The 14,620-nt window shown below is 48.1% G+C and carries 12 protein-coding genes; all 12 read left to right on the plus strand.

The features are described from left to right. The first annotated feature begins 15 nt into the window (after positions 1 to 15). The 12 genes from HEM79_RS19925 (at position 16) to HEM79_RS19980 (ending at position 14,607) form a co-directional block, all read left to right on the plus strand. Positions 16 to 360, plus strand: a complete 345-nt coding sequence (locus HEM79_RS19925) for a hypothetical protein (protein WP_001027663.1) — start codon at positions 16 to 18, stop codon at positions 358 to 360. After that, a complete protein-coding gene (locus HEM79_RS19930; protein ID WP_000523628.1) occupies positions 351 to 824 on the plus strand; it encodes a hypothetical protein in 474 nt (157 codons plus the stop codon). The genes HEM79_RS19925 and HEM79_RS19930 overlap by 10 nt, the downstream gene beginning before the upstream one ends. 1 nt (position 825) lies before the next feature. Beyond that, complete coding sequence (locus HEM79_RS19935) at positions 826 to 1,209, plus strand: minor capsid protein (protein WP_000469440.1); 384 nt, start codon at positions 826 to 828, stop codon at positions 1,207 to 1,209. A 74-nt stretch (positions 1,210 to 1,283) separates the two neighbouring features. Further along, complete coding sequence (locus HEM79_RS19940) at positions 1,284 to 2,030, plus strand: Ig-like domain-containing protein (RefSeq protein ID WP_000072377.1); 747 nt, start codon at positions 1,284 to 1,286, stop codon at positions 2,028 to 2,030. 55 nt (positions 2,031 to 2,085) lie between these two features. Next, positions 2,086 to 2,403, plus strand: coding sequence for a hypothetical protein (locus HEM79_RS19945; protein ID WP_000163861.1), 318 nt, complete (start codon positions 2,086 to 2,088; stop codon positions 2,401 to 2,403). A gap of 125 nt (positions 2,404 to 2,528) precedes the next feature. Continuing rightward, the gene (locus HEM79_RS19950) at positions 2,529 to 2,753 is read left to right on the plus strand and encodes a hypothetical protein (protein WP_000952686.1); all 225 of its coding nucleotides are present in this window, start codon (positions 2,529 to 2,531) and stop codon (positions 2,751 to 2,753) included. Between the two features lie 7 nt (positions 2,754 to 2,760). Beyond that, entirely contained in the window at positions 2,761 to 7,332 is a 4,572-nt protein-coding gene (locus tag HEM79_RS19955) for a tape measure protein (protein ID WP_023485626.1), read from the plus strand. 42 nt (positions 7,333 to 7,374) lie between these two features. Next, entirely contained in the window at positions 7,375 to 7,710 is a 336-nt protein-coding gene (locus tag HEM79_RS19960; RefSeq protein WP_000442112.1) for a phage tail protein, read from the plus strand. Positions 7,711 to 7,792: 82 nt separating this feature from the next. Then, the gene (locus HEM79_RS19965; RefSeq protein ID WP_000511445.1) at positions 7,793 to 8,491 is read left to right on the plus strand and encodes a phage minor tail protein L; all 699 of its coding nucleotides are present in this window, start codon (positions 7,793 to 7,795) and stop codon (positions 8,489 to 8,491) included. Then, on the plus strand, positions 8,484 to 9,281 hold the full coding sequence (locus HEM79_RS19970) for a C40 family peptidase (protein ID WP_000526939.1): 798 nt from the start codon (positions 8,484 to 8,486) through the stop codon (positions 9,279 to 9,281). The genes HEM79_RS19965 and HEM79_RS19970 overlap by 8 nt, the downstream gene beginning before the upstream one ends. Then, on the plus strand, positions 9,269 to 9,862 hold the full coding sequence (locus HEM79_RS19975) for a tail assembly protein (RefSeq protein WP_001293195.1): 594 nt from the start codon (positions 9,269 to 9,271) through the stop codon (positions 9,860 to 9,862). The genes HEM79_RS19970 and HEM79_RS19975 overlap by 13 nt, the downstream gene beginning before the upstream one ends. 17 nt (positions 9,863 to 9,879) lie before the next feature. Further along, positions 9,880 to 14,607, plus strand: a complete 4,728-nt coding sequence (locus tag HEM79_RS19980; RefSeq protein ID WP_089689318.1) for a phage tail tip fiber protein — start codon at positions 9,880 to 9,882, stop codon at positions 14,605 to 14,607. Positions 14,608 to 14,620: the final 13 nt, after the last annotated feature.

Raw genomic sequence — 14,620 nt, forward strand, 5'->3', positions numbered from 1 at the left:
CAACAGAGAGAGAGCATGAATATTTCGTGGCAAACAGAAATTGCGATCTACCGCTTTGGCGCAAAGAACGTTTACGGCGAGGCGCAATTACAATTCGTCAGGAAGACGAATGTCGGCGTGGTTAAGTTCGAACAGAGTAATGAGAAATCGTCAGTTCGTGCTGATAGCTCTGGTAGTCGTGGTAAGGCGAGTCTGGAGCTGTTTGATGCTGTGTTAGTTGTCCCTTTAGAAGCGGCTGTACAACTTGATGATGTGCTGATCCTTGAAGGTCAAAAATTAAAGGTGTCCAGTGTTCATCGCCGCTGGGGGCTACGAGGAAGACCTGGGCATCTTGAAGTGGGGGCGAATATATGGGTCTGAAATACGATGCGCATCAGTTCAAACGTGCGGGGAATAGACTCAATAACAGCCAGAAAGCATTTAAGCGATATCTTATTCGGGACATGGAAAAGCTGGCGCGTTTGGTTGAGCGTCTCAGCCGTGCAATGGCTCCGCTGGAAACCGGATCTCTGGAGACAGCCATCTTTGCCAGGGTGATTAAAGAAGGTTATTCAGGGCTGCGCATTGAGCTTTCTGTGTCTGGAGCAAAACCACGTCAGGGGCATCCGGGCGTAGAAGTCGGTGACTATGCTAAGTACATGGAGCTGGGTAAATACCGACTCGGTTATCTTTCTCGAATGAAGAACGTGACAAACCCACCAATTGCCGGTGTTAAACCTCGTGTTGGGCCACACTTTCTGGAAAGAGCGGTGGAAATTAGCGAGAAGCAGTTCTCAGAAGCGATTCTTGAGGCTGCCAGAAAAGCCGGATTTACGAGAGGTTAATGTGTTTATTGAAGCGTTTGCAAGTTTGATGCAGAAGGCAAAGATTGGCACGGTCGGGACTGACATTTTCTGTCACTACTTGCCTGCCAATGTGAAATCTGGCGTCCTGCTTATTAACCCAAATACCGGTATCAGCATCGATCATGAGCTACAGGGCTTTTATCACGAATCATTCACAATCATTGTGCGTGGTTCGTCAATTACTACGACGGTTGAGAAAGCCAATAAAATCATTGAGATGTTTCCAGTGGAGGAAACGGAATCTGGTGGTGTTTATTTTCGACTTGTACGACCGATGGCGATGCCAATCATTTATCCCAAAAATGATGGGGCATTAATAGAAGCAGGCATTCCTGTTGAATTTGCTGGCTATTTATTGAATTAACTCAATTAGTAAGTATATACTTACCATTAGCGCAATGAATGCGTAGAATTAACGGAAAAAGGAGTTTTCCATCAATGTCTAATACCCATGTAAAAAACATCAAACTTGGTGCCTGTAAGGTGTCGTTTGGTGGTGTGGATTTGGGTTACACCAAAGGTGGTGTTCAGGTTGAAGTAGCCACTGAAACGCTGAAAGTCACCGTCGATCAGTTGGGGCAGACCGTAATTTCCGAATTAGTTCAGGGGCGCAACATTACCATCACCGCGCCTCTGGCTGAGTCTGTACTCCAAAACATGGTTGACCTGATGCCTGGTTCTACTCTGAGCGAAGATGACAACTCTGTCACGATCACATCTGCACAGGGCGTTAACCTGATTGATGTGGCGAAGGAGCTGGTTCTGACTCCGCAGGACACCACCGACTATGTGTTGACCATCCCGAAAGCGGCAACCGCGGGCAACTTCACTATGACCTACCAGTCTGATGATGTTCGTGTGTTCTCTGTTCAGTTCAGCGCATACCCGGATGATGAAGGCGTTCTGGGCAAAATGAGCGGTCCTAAACCGGTAAAAACTGTGTCGATCTCACCGGAATCTCCAACCGTAAAAGCTGGAGAAACTGTGCAACTGACAGCCGAAATCACTCCAGCTGATGCCGCAGACAAAACCGGTGTTTGGGAATCCGAAGACCAGGAAAAGGCCACGGTAGATCAAACGGGTCTGGTACGTGGTGTGGCGCAGGGTTCTACAAATATCTCCTTCACCAGCAATAGCGGTGGTAAGAAGGCAACTAAATCAGTAACGATTAACCCCGCAGATTAATCAGTAATTAAGCAGAGGCTCAGGATGGGCCTCTCTTTTAAAAGGATTTTAACCAATGACCAAATTACTCGATCTAGATTCCATTCTGCCTCCGAAGAAAAGCATCAAATTTGGCGGTCAGGAATATCCCATCGTTGAAATGACGGTAGGTCTGTTCGTTTCCATCAAGCAGATGGAAGGCAAAGATCTCATGAACATGTCTCCTGTTGAGCAAGTGACAGCTTATGCAGATCTGGTTCGTAAGGTTATCCCTTCAGTACCTGACGAAGTTCTTGAAAAACTGACTGTTCCGCAACTCCAGCAGATCTTCACCTTCGCTATGGAAGTGATTGATGAAGAAAACGAAAAAGCGGCTGGCGAAGGGGCAAAGTAATTTCCCGCGATGAATCCGGGACAAGGACCGTCTCAATAGATCTCGGATTCTATTTCAGTCGTGTAGTTGCTCACTACGCCGTGTCGCCATTAGAGCTACTGAACGTTCCTCTCACGATGTTCTGGATGCTCAGTCGCAATATAGACCGTCTGCGTGCGGAAGAGGATGTCCGCAACTTACAAGTCGCTCGTGCGTCCCAGGCGGATGGCGAGGCTGTGAAGGCGTTCATGGAGGGTTTGCAACTCAGGATTGGAAGACCAGTCGTAACAGATAAAGTCTACGATCCAAGCCAGGATAAGGCAGACCCTGACGCCAAAGAGCAACTGATGCAAATATTTGGCAGAGGATGACAAGGGAATGTCACAAAACGTAGAGTTTATCCTGTCGCTGGAAGACAAACAGTTTACAGCGTCAATCGATCGTGCGGGGAAACTGCTTACTCGATTTGGTGAGCAGGTAACAAAGCCTGCTCAAAAAATCCAAACCTTTGAACGCTCTTTGGGTTCGGTCGCCCGTATCATTGGCGTTCTGGAAAGCAAGCTCGATTCTACGGCAGATAAACTACAGGATGTAGCTGCCGGTTTTGAGCTTGCTTCAGATGCTACGCGTAAAATGCGTGGCAACATCACCAGCCTCAATTCTGGTCTTAAAGCCCTGATTGAGCGCGTCGATACGACAACTTCTTCAGTAGATAAACTCACCGCGTCATTGCGTAAAGTGCAATCAGAGCTAAATGATTTCTCTGATTGGGCGACCTATGCAAGCAAAAGCGCAAGCCGCTTTGGTACGGAGGTCAAAGAAGCCTCTGTGTCCGTGAGTGGCATGAATACGCGCCTTAATACCACGACGAAGCGACTCAGTAATTGGGGTGTCACAACGAGTCAGGCTGCCGAGGGACTGAAAAAGGTTCGTGAGCAGATGGACGAAGTTATCGGACGTCAGCAACTGATTAGCAAGCCGGTACGCGTTCGTACATCTGGAAGTGGCGATGGTGGTAGCGGGCGGCGTAGCGGCGCTTCTGGCCATAGCGGTAAAAGTAACGAAGGAGGTATGTTCTCTGGCCTTCGTGGCAACATTTTCCTGCTTGGCGAGATCGGAGATGCAGCCAGAACGGTTACTGACATCATGTTTGGGTGGCAGAAGCCTATTGTTGAAGCTGCGGCCGAAATGGAACGTATGCGGGTGATGCTTCGAGGGTTGAATAAGGAGAAGTCCAACCCGGGCCAGGCTGCCGCTGATGATATGAAGTACATCGTAGACATGGCTCAAAATGCGCCGTTCGCGATGCAGGCGTTAACAGACTCCTTCGTGAAGTTTCGTTCTGCTGGCTTAGATCCAACCGATGGTTCTCTGAAGGCGCTGGTGGACTCCGTTGCTCGTTTTGGTGGTGATAGTGAGCTGTTGAAACGTGCGGCTGTGGCCGTTCAGCAGATGTCCGGTAAGGGCGTTGTGTCAATGGAAGAGCTACGTCAGCAATTAGGTGAAGCCGTTCCTAACGCGATGCAGGCAATGGCAGACGCCGCAGGCATCACTATGGGGGAACTGACTAAAGCCGTTGCCAGCGGTACGGTTGAGGCAAAACAGGCGTTGTCTCTGATGTTTGTTGGTCTGCGTGCGGAGAATGAGAACGCAGCGAAAGACATGATGCAAACCTACACAGGTGCGCTGGCGCAACTTCAGACGTCATTCACGTTATTTGCTGATCGGGTTGGTCAGGCCGGATATCTGGATTCTCTATCGAAGGGGATGAAAGAACTGGCTTCAATCATGAATAGCGCCGAAGGGATTTCGTTTGCCAATTCTTTAGGTTCGGGGTTAACAACGGCAATCGATGGGTTGCGTCAGCTTGCTCAATGGTTAGCAAAGAACCAAGAGCTGGTAATTAATCTCGGTAAGGTCGTGGCCGCGATGGTTGCGTTCAAACTGATGCGAGCAGGGATCATGGGGGTAGTTGGCGCTGGGAGCCAGATGGTTAGCACCTTTGCCACGATGGCGACCGCCATACAGACTCCATTTAACCTCGGCGCTACAGCAGTAACTCGATTCAATCGTGCGGCACGTATGGGGCTGGCTCCGATCCCCTCTCTTATTTTCGCCATCCGTGGGGCGATTACGGGGCTTAAAGGCGCTTTTGCTGGATTAACGGCGTTCATTGCAGCAAACCCTATAGGGGCAGCATTTACAGTTGCCACTGTAGCTGTTGCTGGCCTAATCACGTACATGACCATGCTCCGCAGCGAAACTTCAAAGGTCGTTGACGAGATTAGGAAAATACCAGAGGCGATGACGGCGGCCAAACGTGCACAAATGGCCGACCGCGCAGAAAAGCTCGAAAAGCAGATTCTTGCTGATCAACGAGCATTAAAAACTGGTGAGGGTGTTAATTACGTATCTAACTCTGCCGGTGTTATCACTCACAAAGAGTCGAAGGCTGACATCGAAGCACGCCTGAAAAAAAATCAGGAAGAGTATCAAAAGATAACCGGCACGATAGCTCTTGGTGACGGCGCTGTAGCAAAGCGTTTGGCTAAAGAGGCTGCCGAATCTCAGATTGAGAAAATTCGAGCGGAAAACCAGATTTTTGCGGCAACATTCGTGAAAGCCCGGCAGGAGGCTCTGGACAAGATCCAGAAAATCAATGATGACGGTTCACTTTCAGATGACGAAAAGAACAAGCTATTGGCACCGTTACGTGAAACGGTAAACAAAAGCTATCTGGAGCCTGCGCAAAAACTGGTTGATTCACTTTCTTCTCGTAAGAATGCCACCGAGAAGCAAATAGCGACTCTTAATGATCAGCTTGAAAAAGCCAAAAAGGATGGAAATACCGAGCAAATCCAGAAACTGCAAGGCAGTATCCGTGGTTATCAGGAGCATTTGGAAGCCGTTGCTCAGGAGCTGACTCAGGCAGAGTTCGAGAGAGATAACGCGGCCAAAACTGGTAAGGGCGTAATGTCAAACCAGGGGACTGTTCTTGGGTTAGGTACAACTGATAAAGCCGCTCAGAAGGCGCTGGCGCAATATATGCGAAACCAGATGGATTCTGCGACTTATCAACGTACTTTGCCTGACGGCACTCCGATGATGGACTTCGAAGGTAAGCCGATTATTGGGCCTAAACAACTCAAGACGCAGCTTAATTTGCAGAAAGCATCCAGCGCCAGCTCTCTGGAGAAAATGAGCGATGAAGAGCGTGCCGCAGCCATTGCTGCACTAACTAAAGCTCGTGAACAGGATGCAGCAGCTGCCGAGAAAGCAGCCCAACGATCAGCTAACGCCTCGCAGCGTGCGGCCAAGAAGGAACAGGCAGCGCAACAGAAACTGGCAGCCGGATACCAGAAGGCTCTGGACAAAGCCGATCAGCTTATGGGGCAAATGGGTGAAAGCTCTAAGGCTACGGTATCGTTTGATCAGTCTCTTCGCGATACAACGAAATCGCTGACAGATTTGGCTAATGCGGTTCCTAACGAGTTCATCACTCAAGAGATGATCGACAAGGCGAAAAAACGTCTTGAGGACCTCAAAAATGCGACACCTGAATATCGCGAGATGTTTAATCGCCGCAATGTTGAGCAGATGATCTCCACTTGGGCACCGGAGGCGGATTCCATTATTAGTGCTGGCTATACGCCGTCTCGCGAAGAGAAAGTTGCTGATTTCGAAGACACCTACAACCGCAATCTCAAAGCGTTGATAGAACTTCGTGATAAGGCGTCTGATCCTAAAGTCGTGGCGCTTTATACAAAGAAAATCAATCAACTGATTGCTGCTGGCAATACCGCGCTTATTAAAGAGACGGGGACTGCGACGCAGAAGTTGGCACTGGAATACGAAAACTTGGCAGAGCAGATCGAAAGCACCTGGACTGATTTGTTTAGTGGCTTAACTGATGTCCTGACTGATTTCGTTATTAACGGGAAGATGAGCTTCTCCAGCCTATCTCAGTCCATTTTGAAAGATATCACCAATATGGTCGTGAAGTCGCAAATCACGCTGCCTCTAATGAACATGTTGGGGATGGGAACCACCGCAGCTGGTAGTTCACAGAGTGGCAATTTGCTCACTGGAGTTGCTTCCGCCGTTGCCAATCAAGGGGTACGAATGGGCAACACTGTTAACGGCGACAAGTCGGTGGGAGAAGCCACGAAGGAGACGTCCAGTTCGGTAACTGGATTGGGGCAAACAACACAGCAGACCACCAGCGCAATTGGCACTGCAACAAATGCGATTGGTAGCTGGGTATCAGGGCTATTTGATAGCACCGAAGCCAAAGATGCTGAAACAAAAGCAGTGAAGGACTCCATCTTCTCGATGCAGAACCTCAGCTCTGTTACCGGCGCTCTGTCTGCCGCGTTTGCAATGCTTGGAGCTAATGCTTCCGGCTCTGGTAATAAGTGGTTGAATTTCGGCGCGACAGTTGCATCTGGTTTGGTTTCAGTATGGGCTGGTGGTGGATTCGATGGATTGATGTCCGGTTCTTCTGGCTCAACTTCCGGGTTCAACAATCTGACCAGTTCTGCTGCCGATGGCACGAATGGTATTCCTGCAATTCCGAAGTTTGCAAATGGTGGCATATTCGGAAAAGACGGCGTGATCCCGCTCCGGGCATACCAGAAAGGCGGTATCGCCAACTCACCTCAATTGGCGTTGTTTGGGGAAGGCGATATGAATGAGGCGTATGTTCCATTGCCTGATGGTCGAACAATCCCTGTAACGCTCAGTACCGATGGTATGAGTGGAGGAGGAAATGTTCTTTCTCCGGTATCAATTGAGATCAACGTCCATAGTGACGGTAGCACAACTGAATCCGGCGATACAGAAAGCATATGGAACAATGCCGCTCAACGGATGAAAGCAATCGCGCTTGAGACTATCGCTCAAGAGAAACGCCCTGGCGGATCACTCAACCCAAACACTCAACGTAACTAACTATCGACTGCCCCGACCGGGGCAGTCTCACAAGGATGTGAGATGGAAAGACAAACGTTTAATTGGTATCCAGATTACGAATCTGAAAAAAGCGTAAAACCGAATGTAACGGTACTTAATTTTGGTGATGACTACGAGCAGCGACAGGCTCAAGGTCTTAATCGTATTAAAGAAGAATGGTCGTTAACCTTTACCAGATCATACAACGAAATTAATGCAATCGATGACTTCCTGACTGAGCGAGCAGGCGTTGAGTCGTTCTATTGGGTTAATCCAAGAGGAAAACGGATTGTAGTTGTATGTGACAGTCATACGGTCAAGCGATATCAGGGGTACTGTGTCTTAACAGCTACATTCAGACAAGTATTTGAGGCTTAAGTATCTAGATAAGTAAGTACTAATTTACTATCATTGTGGCGCTGACAGGATGTTAGCGCCTACTTATTTCAAGGATGAAACAATGGGAATTAAAGCTGATATTCAGAGCTTATCTCCCTCTGCACTCATTGAGTTGTTCGTACTGGATATGTCGAACACAACTTCAGGGGGGAAGCTATTCTTCCACGCCGGAACAAACGAACTGATGCAACCGGTCGTCTGGCAAGGAGTGACATACGAGCCGTGGCCAATCAAAGCATCAGGCTTTGACAAAACTGGCCAGGGAACGTTGCCACGTCCAAAAATTCAGGTATCGAACTTTGCCGGAACTGTCTCTGCGGAAGTTCAGGCAAACGACGATCTTGTTGGCTGCCGCATTATTCGCAAGATGACGCTGGCTCGCTTCCTCGATGCCGTTAATTTTAAAGACGGCAACCCAACAGCAGATCCAAACCAACATTTCCCGGATGAAATGTGGTTTATCGAACAGAAAACTCTCGAAACTCATCAGGTTGTCGAGTTTGAATTGTCCAGTGTGTTCGATTTGATGGGGGTGCAACTGCCGTATCGTCAGATCATTAAAAACACCTGCCCGTGGAAATACCGAGGGCCAGAATGCGGCTATACCGGTCCATATTTCGACAAAAATAACCAGCAGACGTCTATGTCTGGTGCGGATTACTGCACAAAACGTTATGACGCCTGTAATGCGCGTCGGAATTATTTTGCCGACGGTGTGATCCATTTTGGCGGATTTATTGGAGCTACGCGGTATGGGTAATAAAGCAATCCCTGAGCTTGGCTCTGACGTTATGCAGCAAATCTATCTCTGCGCCATAAATCGCTACCCTAATGAAGCGTGTGGCTTTCTGGTTAGAACTAATGGCGACAAATATCGCTTTATGGAAGCGCGGAATGTTTCGGAGAACCCGCAGAACACTTTTGTAATGCACGTTGACGACATTATGGCGGCAGAGGATGCGGGTGATGTTATCGCAATCTGGCATTCACATACTGATGAATCAGCAGAAGCATCTGATGCCGATCGTGCAGGCTGCGAAGCGACGGAAGTTCCGTGGATGATTCTGGCTATTCGCAAGAATGTTGAGGGAGATGCCCCTTTCCATTTTAGCGAGATGAATGTGATCACACCTGATGGTTTCGAAATGCCATACCTGGGCAGACCGTATGTATTTGGCGTATTCGATTGCTGGATGTTGTGTCGGGACTATTTGAAGCGTGAGTTTAACGTCGAACTAAACCCGAATGCACACCTGCATATTCCATCGTGGTACACCGGCGATAACGACATTCTCGATCAGAACTACCGTAACGAGGGATTGGTGCGTCTTGCGCCCGGAACAGAGCCTCAACGTGGGGACATCTTCTTTATCCAATACGGGAAAATGCCCGACCACTGCGCGGTTTATATCGGCGATGGAATGATTCTTCATCACCAGATCGACCGCCTTAGTTGTCGTGCTTATTACGGCGGAATGTATCAGAAACATACGACGCATCACTTGCGTCACAGAGACTTGCTCAAGGGAGATGAGACGTGTCTGAGTTAGTTCATGTGCAGCTTGGCGGCCCTATGGCCAAACATTTTGGCCGCCACTGGCATCTAAAGGTGCGCAATACAAAACAGGCTCTGGATTTAATTGAGGCCAACAAGCCTGGGTTTAAAGCATGGATGAAGCGCAATATCAAAACCTATGACCGTTACCACATCCAGATCACCAATAAACAGGGCCACAAGTGGTCTGTTGACGAAAGTGAATATCAGATGATGGGGCAGTCTGACAACATTGCCAAAATCCGCATTACACCTGTTCCGCGAGGAAGCGGTGGATCTGCTTTTGGGTGGTTTCAGACGGTAGTAGGGGCCGCTTTGTTGGTTGTATCGGCGGTAGTGATGCCTGCTTTAGCACCTCTCGGTTTGTCACTGATGATGGGCGGCATATCACAAATCATATCGCCGCAAGCCACTAACGAAAGTGTGAGACAGGCAGATAACTCGAACTCTTATTATTTCGACGGCCCTCAAAATACAGAAAACCAGGGCAACCCAGTACAACTTATCTATGGCGAGGAAATTCTGGTTGGCTCACAGGTTGTGAGTTCTTCAATCACGATTGACCAGCTAATGTAAACAAGGATTTTTTGAACATGGAACAGTTCAAGAAGAAAAAGCTACCGCTGTTTATTGCCGGTGCGGGTGGTAAAAAAAGCAGCAAAAGCTCCAGCCGTACACCGGTTGAAGCCGACGATACCGTAAATTCTCGTGCAATGGCCGCTATCCTCGATCTTCTTGGGGAAGGGGTAATTGGCGGCTTAGTAAATGGCGCAAGATCTATTTTTATCGACGATCTGCCGATTGTAAATGAAGACGGTTCCTCCAACTTCAGCGGAATCACATGGGATTTTCGCGACGGTTCGCAAGACCAAACTCCAATGTCTGGCTTTGATTTCGTTGAAACGCCTAAATCCGTCAATATCCAGTTAAAAAAAACACATTATGTAACGGTTTCAATCGATAACGATGAAGCTGATCGGGTTCGTGTCATCATGAAGTTTCCTTCTTTGCGAAGCATAGATAAAAAAACTGGTGACACGAACGGTACAACCGTTGAGTACAAGTTCCAGATAGCAAATGGCGACTCAACATTTGTAGATGTGGTCGCGGAAGGTGAAAAAAGCGTTGGCATTAAGCTAACAGCAAAGAAGACCGGCGTTTATTACCGTAGCTACGAGCTGAAGCTGCCTAAGCCTGGACGCGCATACAAGGTTCGTGTAGTCCGTATTACCGATGATAACAGTAGCCAGTATCTCTATAACGATACATGGGTGGATTCAATCGGGGAAATTGTCGATACACCGATGAACTATCCAAACTCTGTTTTGGTTGGATTGAAGGTAAACTCTGAGCAATTCGGCAGCACCATGCCATCTCGCTCTTATCTGGTGCGTGGCCTAAAAATTCGAGTACCTTCAAACTATAACGAGTCCAGTAACACTTACGCTGGGGTATGGGATGGCACTTTTAAGCTGTTGTCTTCTTCGAACCCCGCGTGGATTCTCTTTGATTTGCTGACCAATGCTCGATATGGCCTTGGTCAGTATGTGTCGGAATCTATGATTGACCTTGGCCAGTTGTACCAGATTGGTCGATATTGTGACGAAGAGGTCGATGATGGCTTTGGTGGCAAAGAGAAACGCTTTGCAATCAATACGCAGATCACCAGTCGACAGGACGCATACCGACTAATTCAGGATATTGCTGGAGCATTCCGCGGCATGGTGTTTTGGGCTGGTGGGATGGTTAACATCATGCAGGATAGCCCATCAGATCCGGTAATGATGTTTACCAACTCTAACGTCAAAGATGGATTGTTTACCTATAAAGGTTCTGCGCGTAAAGATCGCCCATCCGTTGCGCTCGTAACCTACAACAACAAGGAGGACGGTTATAAGCAAAACATCGAGTACGTTGAAGATCAGGACGCAATGCGCCGTTATGGTGAGCGTAAGACAGAAGTCGTAGCATTTGGCTGTACAAGCCGAGGGCAGGCTCACCGAGTTGGTTTATGGCTTTTATATACCGCCAGAATGGAGTCGGATGTAATTACATTTACTGCCGGCTTAGACGCGTCATTTCTGATGCCTGGTGAAACCGTTCTGATTCAGAACAAATATCGCGCAGGCAAACGTAACTCAGGTCGAATTGTGGCGTTTACCAAAAACAGCGTCACACTCGATGCGCCTGTGTCGTTAGCCAAAGGCGGCTGCTTTATTCGAATACTGAATCAGGAAGGCAAAATCGTTGAACGCGATGTTCTTGAAACTGGCGAAAATATAACAAAAGTTACGTTTTCAAAAGCCCTGTCTTCGGCTGAAACGCCTGTTTTGAACGGCGTCTGGACTATTACAGAACCAGACCTCGAACCTATGCGCGTTCGCATCGTTAACATCGCGCAGGGGGAAACGCCGGGTAGCTTTGACATCACCGCTGTTGAGAACAATCCGTCTAAATATGAGGCGATCGACAATGGTGCAACGCTTATCCCGCAAAATACGACGGTATTGGACCCGACTTACTCCAAGCCGTCTAATTTGCAAATCACCGAAGGGACTTATCTCTCAAGCCCTGGCAACCTGTCAGTAAAACTGACTGCAACATGGGAAGGGAAATCTCCAGAGTATTGGATCAGTTGGCGACGTTCTGATGAAAACAATGTATCGAACTGGCAATCGGCGCGTGTAACCGAAGAGCAATACGAAATCGTTAATGTTGCGGAGAATGGACGCTACGACTTCCAGCTGTATGCGGTTTCATTCAACGGTAAAAAAACAGAGATTATCAGTACCGTTTATCAGGTGCTGGGCACAATGACACCGCCAGATGCCCCAACGTCATTAACGGCCGTTGGAGACTATCGTAATGTGATACTGAATTGGGTTAATCCAGATTCGGTAGACCTTGATCACATTAATGTTTACGCGTCCCAGACCAATAATCTGGATACGGCGAAACTGATCGCAGAGTCTGCAAGCACCACCTTTACACATGCTGGTCTTGGGGATAGCGAAACGTGGTATTACTGGGTTCGAGCATCGAACAAGCGAGGTATGTTAAGTCCTCCGAACTCAAACTTGGGTACAGAGGCGACAACTCGCGATGTACTGTCGTTCCTGACTGGCAAAATTACATCTTCCGAGCTTGGTCAGGCTCTGCTTGAGGACATCAACAGCAAAGCCTCTCAAGAAGCCGTTGACGAGTTAAATGAGCATATCAACCAGAGCGTCGAATCTTTGGAGGGGGCGGTAAACGACGTTAAGGAAGATATAGCTGAATTAGATAAGCAGTTCAGCGATAACCTCGCGGATTTTGAAATAAAATTCAACGAGCGTAGCGATGCTTTGGAGAACGCACAAACCGAGCTTAAAGGTGAGGTTTCGGCAACGATCGACAAGGTCAATGAAGCGTTTGAAAAAATTGATGCTACTGATGCTGCAATTGTTGAAATCGAAAATACCGTATCTGAACACGATAAAGCTCTCGCTAATACAGTCGAGGCAATAAAGGCTGCAAGAGATGAAGCGGCGGCTCTTATTGCTAAGGAAAGCGAGGCTCGTGTTGAAGGCGATGCTGCAAACGCTAAACAACTGGAAGTGTTGCAGTCAACGGTAGAGGAAAGCTCCGCTGCCGTTGAAGAAATGAAAAAGACGGTTGCAGAGGTCGATCGTGCAAGTGCAGAACTGACTACGAACATTGAGGCGTTAGCCAAAACAAATATTGACCTGGCTCTTCGTCAAGATGAAGACCAGCACAAGCAGATGGTCAATAACGCGAAGATCGCAACAACACAGAAAACCTTTGCTGATGATATGTCTGCAATGGCTACGAAGGTTGAAGAAATTCGCGTAGAAATTGGCGAAGACATTAAGGCCAGTATTCTGGAAGAGTCCACCGCGCGTGCCGATGGCGATGAAGCGTTAGCAAAGCGTGTCACTCAGCTGCAATCTAAGTTTGAAGGAGATATCAGCGCGGCGATTAGTACAGAACAGGAGGCTCGTACATCTGCCGATGAAGCTTTGACGAAACAAATAACTCAGCTTGAGTCGAAAGTAAGCAACGATATTGTCGCAGCCATTAAGGAAGAGCAAGAAGCCCGAGCAACGGAAGATTCGGCTCTGGCAAGCCAGATCACCCAACTTCAGGCAAAAGTTGATGATGATATTTCTGCTGCAATACGCAGTGAGCAGGAGGCTCGTGCGAGCGGAGACTCTGCGTTAGCTAAACAAATAAACCAGCTTCAAGCAAAGGTTGACGGTGATATATCCGCCGCCATCACTCAGGAGCAGGAGGCCAGAGCAAGTGCTGACGAGGCGCTCTCACGAGAAATTAACAGCCTGCGAGCACAGACCGGAACTGATATTGCCGCAGCGGTTGCTGTAGAGACAAAGGCAAGGACTGATGCCGATAGTGCATTGTCCACTCAGATTACGTCTCTTACAGCAAAAGCTAATGATCTCGAGGCATCTCTTGCCAGAGAAACAACGGCTCGTGCAGATGGTGATACCGCTTTAACAAAAGAGGTTTCAAGTTTAAAAGCACAGACTGCGAAAGATATTAGTGCGGCCGTTGCAGTTGAAACGCAGGCTCGAACTGATGCTGACTCGGCGTTGTCATCTCAGATCACCAAGCTGACCTCTCAATACAAAGAGGATATTAAAGCGGCTGTAGCAACCGAAACGAAAACGCGTACAGAGCAAGATGCTGCATTGGCGACTCAAATCACAAACTTAGAGTCTCAAACGGCAGCCAACATTTCCGCGGCGGTAACAACTGAAACGACAGCGAGAACGCAGGCAGATAATGCTCTGAGTGGGCGAATCGATACTCTGAAAGCAGAGGTGGATGGAAATACCGCGATAATTCAACAGCAGGCAACAGCTATTGCTGATACCAACAAAAAAGTATCAACCGCGTGGACGTTGAAAATGGAGACTTCAACGAGCGGAGGGCAGAAGTATGTTGCCGGTATTGCGCTTGGTATTGACACCACTGGGCTATCTCAGTTTTTGGTTCAGGCGGACAGGTTTGGTTTGGTCAACTCTGTTAACGGGAAGATCACAACGCCATTTGTTATCGAAAACAGTATCGCCTATATGAATGGAGCGTATATCAAGGATGGCACAATCACCAATGCAAAAGTAGGCGATCTGCAATCTACCAATTTTGTTAGCGGTAGATCTGGATGGCGGTTCGGCAAAAATGGAACGCTTGAGATCAACGGTAATAGCGGCGGCAATGGGCGATTGGTTATAAATGGTCAGCGGATTGACGTTTATGACGATAACAACGTCCTACGAGTAAGAATTGGCCGTCTGTGATGGTGGAAAAAAA

Origin of the sequence: Escherichia sp. 93.0816, from assembly GCF_013368855.2 — a bacterium.
GTDB lineage: Bacteria > Pseudomonadota > Gammaproteobacteria > Enterobacterales > Enterobacteriaceae > Escherichia > Escherichia ruysiae.

Coding starts and splice junctions, on each gene's coding strand:
- HEM79_RS19970 (WP_000526939.1), top strand. CDS start 8,484: ATGGGTAATAAAGCAATCCCTGAGCTTGGCTCTGACGTTATGCAGCAA.
- HEM79_RS19930 (WP_000523628.1), top strand. CDS start 351: ATGGGTCTGAAATACGATGCGCATCAGTTCAAACGTGCGGGGAATAGA.
- HEM79_RS19965 (WP_000511445.1), top strand. CDS start 7,793: ATGGGAATTAAAGCTGATATTCAGAGCTTATCTCCCTCTGCACTCATT.
- HEM79_RS19955 (WP_023485626.1), top strand. CDS start 2,761: ATGTCACAAAACGTAGAGTTTATCCTGTCGCTGGAAGACAAACAGTTT.
- HEM79_RS19950 (WP_000952686.1), top strand. CDS start 2,529: ATGCTCAGTCGCAATATAGACCGTCTGCGTGCGGAAGAGGATGTCCGC.
- HEM79_RS19940 (WP_000072377.1), top strand. CDS start 1,284: ATGTCTAATACCCATGTAAAAAACATCAAACTTGGTGCCTGTAAGGTG.
- HEM79_RS19925 (WP_001027663.1), top strand. CDS start 16: ATGAATATTTCGTGGCAAACAGAAATTGCGATCTACCGCTTTGGCGCA.
- HEM79_RS19960 (WP_000442112.1), top strand. CDS start 7,375: ATGGAAAGACAAACGTTTAATTGGTATCCAGATTACGAATCTGAAAAA.
- HEM79_RS19945 (WP_000163861.1), top strand. CDS start 2,086: ATGACCAAATTACTCGATCTAGATTCCATTCTGCCTCCGAAGAAAAGC.
- HEM79_RS19980 (WP_089689318.1), top strand. CDS start 9,880: ATGGAACAGTTCAAGAAGAAAAAGCTACCGCTGTTTATTGCCGGTGCG.